At 54.1% G+C, this 13,202-nt stretch carries 8 protein-coding genes; 5 read left to right on the top strand and 3 right to left on the bottom strand.

Translation table 11 applies throughout. The features are described 5' to 3' along the window. Positions 1-40: 40 nt before the first annotated feature. Positions 41-1,330: a nucleotide pyrophosphatase/phosphodiesterase family protein gene (locus RB_RS22105; protein WP_011122884.1), complete on the top strand. Its 1,290-nt coding sequence runs from the start codon at positions 41-43 to the stop codon at positions 1,328-1,330. A 463-nt stretch (positions 1,331-1,793) separates the two neighbouring features. Here RB_RS22105 and RB_RS22100 read toward each other — a convergent pair whose 3' ends face one another. Beyond that, positions 1,794-2,186, bottom strand: coding sequence for a four helix bundle protein (locus RB_RS22100; protein ID WP_261340183.1), 393 nt, complete (start codon positions 2,184-2,186; stop codon positions 1,794-1,796). Between the two features lie 225 nt (positions 2,187-2,411). Continuing rightward, positions 2,412-3,506, bottom strand: a complete 1,095-nt coding sequence (gene dusB, locus RB_RS22095; protein ID WP_007334998.1) for a tRNA dihydrouridine synthase DusB — start codon at positions 3,504-3,506, stop codon at positions 2,412-2,414. Positions 3,507-3,583: 77 nt separating this feature from the next. Here dusB and RB_RS22090 point away from each other — a divergent pair, with 77 nt between their 5' ends. Further along, on the top strand, positions 3,584-4,957 hold the full coding sequence (locus RB_RS22090) for a glycosyltransferase family 4 protein (RefSeq protein WP_231845877.1): 1,374 nt from the start codon (positions 3,584-3,586) through the stop codon (positions 4,955-4,957). A gap of 24 nt (positions 4,958-4,981) precedes the next feature. Here RB_RS22090 and RB_RS22085 read toward each other — a convergent pair whose 3' ends face one another. Then, positions 4,982-6,655 (bottom strand): hypothetical protein, encoded by a 1,674-nt coding sequence (locus RB_RS22085; RefSeq protein ID WP_011122878.1) that lies wholly within the window; start codon positions 6,653-6,655, stop codon positions 4,982-4,984. A 422-nt stretch (positions 6,656-7,077) separates the two neighbouring features. Here RB_RS22085 and RB_RS22080 point away from each other — a divergent pair, with 422 nt between their 5' ends. The 3 genes from RB_RS22080 (at position 7,078) to RB_RS22070 (ending at position 13,094) form a co-directional block, all read left to right on the top strand. Next, positions 7,078-9,417, top strand: a complete 2,340-nt coding sequence (locus tag RB_RS22080) for a membrane protein (RefSeq protein ID WP_011122876.1) — start codon at positions 7,078-7,080, stop codon at positions 9,415-9,417. Between the two features lie 260 nt (positions 9,418-9,677). Next, on the top strand, positions 9,678-11,054 hold the full coding sequence (locus RB_RS22075; protein WP_011122874.1) for a lipopolysaccharide biosynthesis protein: 1,377 nt from the start codon (positions 9,678-9,680) through the stop codon (positions 11,052-11,054). Positions 11,055-11,222: 168 nt separating this feature from the next. Beyond that, a complete protein-coding gene (locus RB_RS22070) occupies positions 11,223-13,094 on the top strand; it encodes a sulfatase-like hydrolase/transferase (RefSeq protein WP_011122872.1) in 1,872 nt (623 codons plus the stop codon). Positions 13,095-13,202 lie beyond the last annotated feature (108 nt).

Here is a 13,202-nt window from a genome sequence, read left to right as displayed (position 1 = left end):
ACACTCGAAAGCGGCTGAACTCGCAAAAAAGTAGCCTTACGTGACAAAACTCTGCATTCTGAACGTCGTTGGACTGACCCCAAAACTGCTTCGCCACGCTCCCAACCTCGCCGCAATGGGAAATCACCGGGCTTGGACCAGCCCCGTCCCGGCCGTGACCTGCACCAGCCAAGCGACCATGCTGACCGGACTGTCACCACGAGATCACGGCATCGTCGGCAACGGTTGGCTATACCGCGACACCCAGGAAATCCGTTTCTGGCAGCAAACCCGCACGCTGGTCCAAGGCGACGTTTTTTACGACCGCTACGAAACCGCCAAAATGTTTTGGTGGTTCAACCAATCCACCACCGCCAAGTACGGGGCCACTCCCAAACCTCACTATGGATGCGACGGCAGCAAAGTCTTTGACATCCTGGATTGGTCAGGCTGCAACCTGACCGAGAAACTCGGCCCGTTCCCGTTCTTCGGTTTCTGGGGCCCCGCAGCGGGCATCGCGTCGAGCGACTGGATCGCCAAAGCCACCGCACTGGTCATGCGTGAGAAACAACCGCAACTGACACTGTGCTACTTGCCGCACCTGGATTACGATTTTCAACGCTTGCCCGATCACGATCCAGCCCGAGTGGCGGAGGTCGACGCCGCCGCTGCCAAAGTCATCGAGGCCGCCGGCGAGATCGGAGCTCGAGTTGTCGTCGTCAGCGAGTACGGCTTGGTCCCCGTCGACACGCCGATCGGAATCAACCAAGTCCTCCGCCGCAACGACTGGCTGAAAGTCCGTCGCGGTCCCTTCGGCGAAATCATGTTGCCAGGCGAAAGCGACGCCTTCGCGGTCGCGGATCATCAACTGGCCCATGTCTACGTCCGCCACCCCGAACTGATCCCCACCGTTCGCAAAACGCTGGAAGAAACACCCGGCATCGCATCGGTCGTTTCGCCCGGCGACCTGCAACTGGACCATCCACGAAGCGGCGAACTGATCGCCTTGGCCGAACCCAACGCCTGGTTCACATACTACTACTGGCTCGACGATGCCAACGCCCCGGACTTCGCGAGAACGGTCGACATCCATCGCAAGCCGGGCTACGACCCGTGCGAGCTGTTCATGACCAGCAAGCTTCGCGCAGCCGCACGACTGGCTCAAAAGAAAGCCGGTCTCCGCTACAAGATGGATGTGATCCCACTGGACCCAAAACTCGTTCGCGGCAGCCACGGCGTCCTCATAGCAAACCACAGCGATGGCCCGCTGGTCATCGGCCCCGGCGAGCCACCCGAAACCATGCAAGGTTTCCCGAACTACGTCGAGCAGCTTCTAGCTTCTAGCTTCTAGCTTCTAGCTTCTAGCTTCTAGCTTCTAGCTTCTAGCTTCTAGCTTCCGTGCTCGTGCTCGTGCTCGTCGCTCGTCAGCTCGTCAGCTCGTCAGTTCGTCAGTTCGTCAGTTCGTCAGTTCGTCAGTTCGTCAGTTCGTCAGTTCGTCAGTTCGTCAGTTCGTCAGTTCGTCAGTTCGTCAGTTCGTCAGTTCGTCAGTTCGTCAGTTCGTCAGTTCGTCAGTTCGTCAGTTCGTCAGTTCGTCAGTTCGTCAGTTCGTCAGTTCTTTTTTTCGATTACGAGTACGAGCACCGGTCTACGACCTGAGCACGAGCACGACGGGAAGCACAATCGCGACGGGATCAAACGTCGTTCGCCACTCGCTTGTTTCGATGACGAGCACGAGCACCGGTCTACGACCTGAGCACGAGCACGACCTGAGCACGAGGCTCGATGCCGCAGGAGCTGTTACGAGCGAGACGGAATCAAATGTCGTAGTCCGCCCCATCTTCGGAAACTTCGCCGAACTTCATCGCCATTCGAGTGAGCATCGCGACGACACGAACGAGTGGAAGCTTGAGTTCCTCGCTGCGAATGGATGTGATGCCACCGGTTGCGACCAAGACATCTTGGATTGCCGAACACTCCAGCGCCGAACCGCGGGCAATGTCGAGAAACCGGGCTCGATCCCGCAGGCTTCGCTTGCCATTCCCTTCGGCAATGTTCAGCGGAATGGACTGCGCGGCCCGCAGCCATTGATCGCGAGCGTGACGATGAAGACCACTCAGTGAATCGGACACTACGAAAGCCGAAGAAACATAATCCACTGCCACCCGGTAGACATCCAGCCGCTCGTGATCGAATTGCGGTTCCCCCATCGAAGTGCCTCGCCTTTCCAAAAGAATCAAAACAAATCACCTCTCGCTCTCGCTCTCGCTCTCGTGCTCGTGCTCGTGCTCGTGCTCGTGCTCGTGCTCGTCGCTCGTCGCTCGTCAGCTCGTCAGCTCGTCAGCTCGTCAGCTCGTCAGCTCTTTTTTTCGATTACGAGCACGAGCACCGGTCTACGACCTGAGCACGAGCACGACGGGGGGAACATGACTTCGCTACGAACCCGCAGCGCTCGAAACACTCTCGGTGTCCTTCGCTGCCTTGGGATCGTGCAGCGGGAAATACTCTTCGACAACCGAGTGAAATTCCTCCGGCGTGGAAACCTTGGCAACGTGAGTCCGGAAATAACGGGCTCCGTGCTTGCCTTGGGCGTAGCAACACGCGTACTTCCGCATCAGTACGGTTCCCTTTTCGTCGCCAAAGCGGTCCACCACCAATTGATAATGCTTCAGCATCACATCGCGCTGCTCCGGCAAAGTCGGCTCGGGCGGGATCGGTTCGCCTCGCAGCGCCGCGGCGGCTTGGGCAAACAACCATGGCCGCCCCAGGCACGCGCGAGCGATCATGACCGCATCGACATCGTACTGATCGAATGCAGCGACCACTTTCTCCGCACTATCCAAATCACCGTTTCCGATCAACGGAATGTTGCGAAGGTGCGATTTGATCTCGCTGATCCGTTCCCAATCCGCATTGCCTCGGAACATGTCCGCTGCCGTCCGACCATGCACGGTGAGCGCCGCCGCACCAGCCTCCTCGACCACCCGAGCGATCTCGTTGCAGTTGATATTTTCGCGACTGCACCCCAAGCGGATTTTCGCCGTCACCGGCGTCGGGGCACAAACCTGAACCAATCGCGAAATGATCGCGTGCATCCGGTTGGGTTCCCGCAGCAAGTAGCTTCCGCTGTGAGCCTTTTCAGTGACTTGCCGAACCGGGCACCCAAAATTGATATCAACCACGCTGACGCGATACTCTTCCGCCAACCGGCGACCGACCTTGGCCATGGTCTCCGGATCGTTGTCCCAAATTTGAACCGCCAGCGGCCGGGGTTCATCCGCCACCCCCCACAATCGATCGGGGTGCTCGGCTTCATTTTCGTCCAGCCAAACGAACCCACGAGCGTTGACCATTTCGGTCGCCAACAGCCCGGCACCGCCAAATTGACGTACAATGTGGCGAAACGCAGCGTTGGTGAACCCAGCCATGGGTGCCTGCAAAATCGGCGGGTCAATGACCAAATCACCAATCCGAAGCGGCGGCACGGTTCGCGTGGGGGCGGATACTGGCGTGGCGTCTTTCTCAATCATTCGACGGTCGGCTTTCGCGGCGGTTTGTTTTCACTTCAGTTTATCGTCGCTTTGCAAAATTGGCGAATCGCCCGTTCATGAATCCCAAGCCTTTTCGCGTTGGCCTGGTCGCTTGGCACGCTCTACCGGCCATCGTCCCGCCTACAACGTTTCCCCATGCTGTTGGCGACGTCGCAGAAACAGCAACCACCGAACGGCCCTCACTGAAGAGGTACGGCGAGACATTCGGTGGACTTGAGACGGCAATGTGGACGCTCGCTCAACACCTTGCTCGACAACCAGATATCCAGCCCGTCTGCTTTCTGGAAGCCGATCGCCCACGCAACGGCACCATGGATTGGCCCACTGAAGTAGAGGGCGTGAAGCTCGAAATTAGCGTCAATCGGTTTCGTGCGATTCGTCATGCGGTGGGAGAATGCATCGACACCGAATCGAAACGCATCAAACGCTTCTCACCGCACTTGCTGTGGCAAATTCCATTTCTTGCGATGACGCGACCATTTCGGTCTCGCGACCCAATCGACAGCCATCCCGACCCTCGGTTGACCGACCGATCGATCGACGCCTGGATCAGTTTTGGAGTCAACTCTTCAAGTTCACGGGTGGTGGCAACCGCAGCAATCGAACAAACGCCAAGTTTCGTCTGCATTCGATCCAATGCTGGATTGGAGGACGGATTGGCAACCGACTCAGAATACCGAAACGAATGCGGCGAACCATCCTCCGCCCGTCGCTATGCGCTTATGCGATCGGACCAAGTTGTTTGCCAAAGCCAATGGCAACTCAACCGACTGAGACAGATGTTTCATCGCGAAGGACTATTGGCCCGAAATCCAATTGTTCGCAAAGACTGGCAACCGCCTTTCACCAATCCCGCTCCCAAATCATTTCGAAATCCCTTCGACGTGCTCTGGATTGGTCGCTACGACGATTTCCACAAGCGTCCTTTGCTTATGCTGGAAGCCGCCAATAAGCTGCCGCATGTGTCATTCAAAATGATCGTCAATCCATTTGACCCTGATATTGAAAAATGCGTTCGCCGCGAAGCCCCCAGGAACGTTGAGCTGATCGACCGAGTTCCCTTCGCCCAAATGCCGATGGTCTTTGCTGCGGCCAAGTTGTTCGTGTCAACGGGAAGTCTTGAACACGAAGGTTTCCCAAACGTCTTGTTGCAATCGGCCGCCTCCCACACGCCCATTGTTGCATTGTCTGATCACGACAACTTCTTGTCACGATCGGGCGCGGGAGTAGATTGCAACGACTTCGTTGAACTACTAGCACAACGCATCACCGAGCAACTAAAGAGCGATGCGATCAACTGGGAGAAAGTGGACGACTACCTTGATCAACATCACAGTGCTGATCTGATTGCATCCAATTTCGCCAACTGGATTCGTTGCTCGATCGCTAACGAACCCATTGTGCCCGCAACCACTGGCAAAAACACCTGACAGCTGGCTCACCTCTTAAGTGACTCACTGATCAACGAAGATATGCTTCGGGTTAACAGTAAGGTACCAATCCATCCAAGCTCTCTCTGCTTTTCGTAGCTCACCTTCGGTCGGCTTGTCAGGCATTTCGAATCCCTCAAATCTCCGACTGATGAATCGCAAGCCGTCTCTCGCGTACCGACGAACCGCCAAGTCAGGATCACTGAGGGCGTAGATGAGTGCTGGCACCACCCGCATGTCATCGCTTTTGCCCAACAATCGGGCTGCGACTCGGCGAGCTTGGTAGGACTGACTGCCGCGAACCAACCGCTCCAATCGATCAAGCTGAGCACGTAATTCCTTGGGATCGGTTGCCAGTTGCATATTCTCGGGCAACGACTTTCCCTCTAGAGCTTCGTTGCCATCGTCTTCAAGAGCCGACAACAAATCCAACACCGACGCGCCAACAGGCTCACCCTTGATCTGAGAACCTTCGCGACGAATCTTGGTTGTGTCTTTTGGCAAACCCTGCCCACCAGCAAGAGTACCACTACTGGCTGCCGCAATACTTCTCTGGGTACTCCGAATCAGAAACAAAATCGCGAAACAAGTCCCCGCAACCGACCCGGAGTGGTCATGGTCCTCAACACCCCATCCGCCCGACTTGGGGTCTTGATAGCCGATCAACTCGTCGACACCCTGGTTGTACCAACTGGGACTCTCGTCAGGCTTCAAACCGAGTGCGATTTCCTTGAAGCTCTCGTAACGCTCTTGGGTGTAGAGCTGGTAGTAGTAGTAATCTTTCGCGGCTCGCTTGTATTCGGTATTTGCCAAATATCGATCGGAAGCCTTGATCGCACCGATGACCTTTTCGCTATTCACTGTCGCTCCCTTCCGCCGTTCGCTGTTTGCATCTGGCACGTATAGCTTGATCGCCTTTGGCGCACCTGGGAAAGCCGACATGTCCGAGCGGCTCGTATCACCCCACAGACGCAGCGCATCACCAGCGATCAGGATGCTACTCCCACCGGCATAGGCCATCGCAGGGTACACGTCTTTCTGCCGAATGTTCGGCCTTCCTGCACCGGGATCCTCCGCTTGGTAAGGCCAACCACCGCTAGGGTCTTGGACTCGAATCAACCATTTCGCGCACGCCGCGACGCGTTTGTAGTCGAGCGGAATCCCAGCGTGGTCCAATGTCCAAATGGCGAGAACACCGTATTGCGTCTGAGAAATATCCCCCGTTTTGTGGCCGATGTAGCTGAATGCACCGTTGGGGTACTGCAGTTCGTACAAAAATCCTTGCAGAGTTTTGAGCTCCGATTTGTATTTCTCTTTGTCTACCTCAGCGAGCAACATGACGGCGACGGCTGTGGAATACACCTCAAAACTGATCCCGGGAACATTGCGTTTTCCACTGCGGATCACCCCAACCATCGTCTTGACCGCCGCGATGCCTTGCTGGACGACACGCGCGTTAGGATCGTGTTTCACTTTGAAGTGGGTGTAAGCGACCAGGGCGCGCTCCCCTAACCCACCAGCAAATCCACTCGTGCCGTAGTGATAGTCCTTGGGGTCGGCGTTCTCAAGGTAAACCAACCCCCGGTCGACCATGTTGACAACTTTCGTGTCAAACGGGGTGTACGCGAGAGCCGTGTTCGTATGAATACAAATCGCAGCGAGACTCGCAAATGCCCAAAGAAGGGTCTTAAGTATCATCTAAAGCCTTTGAGCGTTCGTGTGGTGGCAGACGATGGACGTGATTTCTTACCCAATTCATTGAGCGAGAGCATCATTTTGTGCCCGGCCGTTCGGGCCCAGACCGATTTTCTCTAGCGTTCTCGCCTTGGACACAGTGAATGGAACAAAGTGGAACGCTCATTTTCGATCAGCGTGAAGCCGGAATGGACCGGGTTCACGTCCTTTCGATGGGTCGGCAGAGCCGTTAAAAACCTGACCGAGTGAGTTTCATCGATGCACCGAGTATAACGTACGGACGTCTTTTTTTGCAACGAAAAGGGTGCTTTTCTGCCGGCCGCAAAGCCCCGCCGACTCCGGCGGATGCCATCGAAGCGGGGACCCGAGCAAATGACATCCCCCGGACCGTCATGCACCTTGAATAGACGTCTCACGCCAAAACGATGACCGAATCGAAAGGACACGGCATTTTGTGCAATAAACAACGGGGTGATGGGCCCTCCTCCTTTCCCTGGCTTTCGCTGGCGATTGGTTTTCTCGCGATTGCATCGGGCATCCTTTGGCTCGTTCCAGCAGAATTAGTTGAAAAGGCGGTCACCATCGGTGACGGAGAAACAGCTCGTGTTTTGGCTGCCAAACTGCGAGAGCTACTGCTTCCCTTTTGTGCCATCGGACTGATCGCGTCAGCAGCTAGCTGGATACTGGGAGCTCGCGCAAAATCTTTCTACGACCTCCGCCTGCATTCCTGGCTTGCCGCAACCATTGACGACCAGCCTAGACCTCAACCTTACGCGAGCCTGTCGGTCCCAGAACACCTGTTTTGGGCAGGGTGCGCCGTCATCGCGGTATTGACTTACGATTGGCGGACTTTGTTCTGGGGATTCTTTGAAAGCGATGACTACTCCATGGTTGAAGTCGCTCGCGACGGAGATTTCCCGGGCTCTCTGTTGTCGACGCACAACGACCACGTACTTCCGCTGCTCCGATTGGAGTTTTCGGTATTGTACGAGATGTTCGGCACCAATCCATTCGCATACAACTTGGGTGTCATCGCTTCTTTTTCGTTGATGCTTTACGCAGGCTGTATTCTTGCCAGAGAATGCTCGATCAATCGAATCGGCACGCTCGCTTTTCTGTTTTTGTGCATCAACTGGTCTCTTTGGGGCGAATTCACCGCAGGATCGTACATCCTTCAGAAATACATGCAGATCACCACCTGCGGCTTGTTGAGCTGCTGGTGCTGGATCCGTTGGGAGAAGACACAACGCCCTGGATACTTCGCCGGTTGTGTGTTTGCGGTATTGATAGCCTGTTTGATGAACCCGAGCGGTTACTGGGTTCCATGTGCTGTCCTGGTCTTCGCCGCGCTCCGCTTGTATTCAAGACGCAGTACTCACCCCGTACGTGACACTGTTCGAGACGGACGTTCACTCACCTTCGCAGTCATTGGCGTGGTGGCACTTTCGATGGCTGTGTATCGCTACGCGTATTCACTTCCTGGAAACAATGAGTTTCTGACTCTGACGGATAACCCGCTCACTCTCGGCGGGTTCGTCCAACAACTCTTTGTTTTTGTATCAACACTGATCGCAACCGTGCTTGTTCCGCTACCGCACCACTTCGACAAAGTTGGTCTGCTAGTGCCGTCCTTGCTTTTGTTTCTGGTTGCAGCTGGAACGATTTTCGCTTTCGGCATCCACGGTCTAAAACGGGAACTGAAAGCGACAGCTGTGGCGTTGGTATTGGTTCTCTTAGGAATCACGGCCATGGTGTGTTTAGGCCGCCCCATTCCGGGAATCAATTACATTGTCGCTTCGAAATATCTTGGACCTGCTTATGTTTGGCTATGCCTGATTGCAAGCTTTTGCATCCAAGGTTTGTGGAATGCAACATCAACCAATAGCCGTTCTCACTGGCGACTCGTCCGGATGGTGTTCAGTATTCTTGCGATCGCTCTTTTGACACACGGAGCGATTGAGTTGGGTGCTCGTGCCGAGCTACCGTTCTTAGATCGCGATGTGTGCCGAAACAGCAAGCTCCGTGAACAGATACGTGAGCGAAACGCCATTGGCCGATTGCGCTCTGAGGTAATCGCAGTTCTGGAGCAAAACTCGACCGAGAATCTGCGCCTTCCAAATTTCTCGGGAGATGCCATCGCACATGCACTTCCGGAACTAGCGTTTCCATGGGGCGAACGACCTTCGCTTCGAATGCTGATGCCGATGCTCGAATCCAAACCTCGCACCATCAGGTGTTTACCATTAAACGGACGGTACGACGAAGACGCTTCCGATGCAACGCTTCGTGAATCAATCTCTCCTTCGTTCTTTAAGCAACTCCAAGTCAACGAACTTCTACGAGAGATCGCGTTTGCACCGGTTGATGTTGAAATCCTGGATAAAACGCCTTCGGCCAAGGACGGTGACTTTCAGCACGACCAAAACTCACCACCCAATTCACATCTTTCGCTGACCACCGCAAAAGCGGGCGGTTCCTTGCAACTCCGCACTCTGACTGGCCCATGGAACCCAACCAGCTACCCCATCCTTCGCTTAAAAATTGCAGAGAGACAAACCGTCAAACTGAACCTCGTGGTGAACGGAGAATTTGACATTCGTGTTCCACATTCAGTCGCCATCAACTCCGAAGTCGGCACAGAAGCTCATTTAAATTTGGCTCCGCTGTTTGAATACAGCTGCAGCGGTGATGTCAGGCATATCGAATTCGTCGGGGAAGAACTTGCCAAACTTTCCATCGAGAGTGCCGAGTTAGGCAACAGATAGATTCCGAAGGAAGTCGCGGCACTGATCGTTGACCATCTATAGGCGAACCACATCCCGTCCATAAATTTTCACATTCCCGGAAAACTCTTGTTTCCATCGACATACCCAGTAGCAGCTAATTCGCAGTCTTTGTTGCTGTATCTTCACGCGTCGAACTGGCTTCCATTTCGCAATCCCTTCATTTTAACGAAGGCCCTCCGAGTGCCACTCTTTCGATTTAGCACTCGGCTTCAAAATCGTTCGCTGACGGGTGAACTGCAATGAGCGATAGCACTCCTCCAGAACGACGCTCCTGGCCGCGTCGAATGGTGAATCGACTGGAGGTCGACCGGGCGACGTTTTATGCGGTCGCAACACGGTATTGGCAATTCGTGTCTGGACCGGTGACACTTTGGCTGGTGGTTCAGTTCTTCACGCCTGAGGTACAGGGTTTCTATGTGACTTTTTGGTCCGTGATCGGCCTTCAAATGTTCTTCGAGCTGGCGTTTCCTCAAACCATCGTGACCATGACCAGCCATCTTTGGAGTCAGCTTGATCTGGACAACAGCAATCGACTGGTTGGAAAGCCTGATGCGGTTTCACGACTGACTCACTTGATGCGAATTTCGGTGGTGGTGCAGGTAATCCTTGCAACTCTCTTCGCCGCAATTGCAAGCTTCTTTGGGTTATGGTTCTTCGCCGATGATCCGTCGGCTCAAACAATCACTTGGCGGGGTCCATGGTTGACGCTGGTGGGGCTATCTTCGATCGCGTTCGCTCTTATTCCATTTCTGGCTGTACTGGAAGGATGCGATCAGGTTCGCGAAATACACAAACTCAATTTGGTCCGTGGCATTGCAGGCAGTCTCGTCGTTTGGATTGCCATACCGCTTGGTGCCGCTTTATGGATTCCGGCAATAGCAACAGCAGTACGCTTGCTCTGTGAAATCGGTTGGATGTTGGGCAAATACCCTCGCTTTTTCGCCACTTTCGCTAAACGCCCTACTGGGGAACGGGTTGCCTGGCGGAAAGAGGTCTGGCCATTCCAGTCGAAATTGATGCTGAAAGGTTTCTTCAACTACTTCAATGCTGATGTGATGCTTCCGGTTTTGTTCCGGTACCAAGACGCTGTCATTGCTGGCCAATTTGGATTGACCTGGAATATTTTGCAATCAATGCGAATGGCCTGTTCGTCCTGGGTGCGAACTCGCGTCCCTCGATTTGGCGTTTTGATCGCAGAGCGAAACTACAAAGAGCTGGATCGAATTTACTTTCGAGTTGGAAAGATCGCAGCTAGCTTGCTCGCTCTACTTGGCTGCGTGTTTGTTTTAGGGGTGGCTGGACTGGACTACTTTGACTTCCGCTACGCACATCGTTTTCTTCCCGTACTTCCGACAACATTGCTCATCATTGGATTATGGACGGCATTGGTGTTCGAATTTCAGTGGCTCTACCTCCATGCTCATGGCAAGTCACCTTATTTGACACTGAGTTTGATAGCATGTTGTATCAGCGGTCTGCTCATCTGGTGGGCAGGTATTTACTATGGTGCGATCGGCGTAAGTCTAGCTTTTCTATTCATGCAGGGAATTGTCTACCTTCCACTCTCGACGGTTGGGTGGTTTCATCTGCGACGGCAGTGGCATCGCGAAGAATGACGCCGTCGCAACCATCCCGTCGAATCGATTCGGTCTTTTCCTGGTAAGGTACCGAGCTCAAAAACATCGAGCCCCCTATCGACAGCTAGTTTCAAATTCAATCAGAGTCCGTTTAAGGGAAGTTCGTTCTTCGCCAATTTTCTCATTGCGCAACGGAGCTCAGGTGAAATGACGAGAACTCGCTCCTTCAGTTCACGCGAACCATCGACAGAATGGCGTTGGCGAAGCTTGCTTTGGGCTCAATTCGTTGGACTGGCAATCAGCATGACGCTTTGCTGGCACTCGTTCGATGAAGTCCTTCAAGCCGAAAAACCTGTTGGCTTCCTGGTTGCGACTTGGAGGCTGTTTCAAGCATTCCTGCCTTTAGCCGTCTTGTTCACCGTCGGCAATGTATTGCGATGCGAGCGGTGGGCTTGCGCAATGATGACGGGCTGGTGGTATTGGATCATGGTAGATCTGATTGTTCATCAATGGACCGGCATGCATGTCGCTTCATTCGAAGTCCTTCGTCTTCTTTATGAAAAGTCGCTCAGTCTGCTTCCCTACGTGCACCTGGGTATGGTCATCCGATTTGGGATTGGATTTGCCACGCTTCTCCTATTGACTCAGGTCGGACGAATTGCAACTCGAAGGATTGCGAGGCGATGCAGCGATGCCGGAAATAGCCTGAGTTCATTGGGAGCTTCACTCGCCTGGCTTGGGGCGATTACTTTGCTTGCAGCCCCCGCGTGGATGTTCTGGGCGACTGTCCAATCTGAAATGCGAGCGGAGCCCTCGCGACATGCATTGAGTGTCATCGGCTGGCCCGCTTCAAAAAGAAGTGATAGGCCAACGCTTCTCGCGAAAGAAAGCACTTCCCTGAAGTTGACGAATGCTTCGATCCGTCGTCGTACGCAAGCGTTCCGTCTGAATGTGGCAACAAATGAACCAAAACAACGCCCTGATATTCTTTTCATCGTGGTGGAATCTCTTCGGCCAGAATTGATTGATTCAGATGTGATGCCGAATGTAAACGCCGCCGCAGAGAATGGTCTTTGGATGCAGCGGCATTTCTCTGGTGGCAACGCGAGCTCCCTAGGTCTGTTCTCGCTGTTCAACGGCTTGGATGCAATCTGGTTCTACCGGTCGGATGTGAGATACGCACCAGCAATGAATCGTTTGTTTCACCAATCTGGTTACGAATGCGGTTTCTTCGGCGCCGCGAATGATTGGGCCGCATTCCAAATGGATGCTTTCGTTCGAAAAGATGTCTACGACGCCTTTGAAGTGAGTTCTTATGACGGTCTGAGATCAGATCGCCGGGCGATTCAGGCGAGCGAAGAATTCCTAGCCGATCATGCTGATCGGCGGCCACGGTTAGCCGTGCTTTACCTGTATGCGACTCATGCCCCATTTGAGATCAATCCCCTCCTCCAGCAGGATCAGCCTGCCGCATCTAGTAATTATTCCATTCCTTTCGGACCCGCCAACCGAGAATTGATCTGGAATCGCTACCGCAATTCAGCCCGGACAGTTGATCATCTGATTGCTCCACTGTTGAAACACCCCAACCGAATCGTGGCCATCGTTGGCGATCATGGCGAATCGTTTTTAGATGACGGAACAATCGGTCACGGAACACGCTTGTCTGCTTCGCAAACCCAAACCCCAGCAATCATCGTCGGCAGAAACGTTCCCACAAAGAAGGTCCGAGAAGCGACGAGTCACGCTGATCTCCTGCCCACGCTGTTGGAGCTGTGCGACATCCAGACGAGCAGTCCAATGAGTTTTGATGGTCGTGATGTGTCGAACCCCATCTTTCGTCCACGAGTCATTGCCATCGCAGACTACTTGCGAGAGCAAGCGATCCTCATTCCGAACGAAGCGGACTTAGACCCCACATTCTTTGGCCTTCAGGTCGGAATATCGCTTCTGAAGCCCCATTTTCAAATCATCGGGACGAGAAGCCGACAGGGAGATCCTCGCCAATTCTCCCATGAAGAATTGATTACGCATCGTCAGATTGCTCGCAAATACCTCGATCAGACGTTTCCTGATTGACCACTGGTGGCTCATCGCCAGCCGTGAGATGAGCAGACAACCAGCTGCCATATCTTCCCCGCTTCACCCAGGCCTCTTATCTTCTCTATTCGTCGTGTGGTGTCACAC

Origin of the sequence: Rhodopirellula baltica SH 1 (assembly GCF_000196115.1) — a bacterium.
Taxonomy (GTDB): Bacteria; Planctomycetota; Planctomycetia; order Pirellulales; family Pirellulaceae; genus Rhodopirellula; species Rhodopirellula baltica.
The sequence above is the reverse complement of the archived record's forward strand: the minus strand, read 5'-3'. Positions and strand labels throughout refer to the sequence as shown.

Excerpts from the sequence above, each read along its gene's own strand:
- RB_RS22100 (WP_261340183.1), bottom strand. The coding sequence starts at position 2,186 with ATGGGGGAACCGCAATTCGATCACGAGCGGCTGGATGTCTACCGGGTG.
- dusB (WP_007334998.1), bottom strand. The coding sequence starts at position 3,506 with ATGATTGAGAAAGACGCCACGCCAGTATCCGCCCCCACGCGAACCGTG.
- RB_RS22090 (WP_231845877.1), top strand. The coding sequence starts at position 3,584 with ATGAATCCCAAGCCTTTTCGCGTTGGCCTGGTCGCTTGGCACGCTCTA.
- RB_RS22085 (WP_011122878.1), bottom strand. The coding sequence starts at position 6,655 with ATGATACTTAAGACCCTTCTTTGGGCATTTGCGAGTCTCGCTGCGATT.
- RB_RS22080 (WP_011122876.1), top strand. The coding sequence starts at position 7,078 with ATGACCGAATCGAAAGGACACGGCATTTTGTGCAATAAACAACGGGGT.
- RB_RS22075 (WP_011122874.1), top strand. The coding sequence starts at position 9,678 with ATGAGCGATAGCACTCCTCCAGAACGACGCTCCTGGCCGCGTCGAATG.
- RB_RS22070 (WP_011122872.1), top strand. The coding sequence starts at position 11,223 with ATGACGAGAACTCGCTCCTTCAGTTCACGCGAACCATCGACAGAATGG.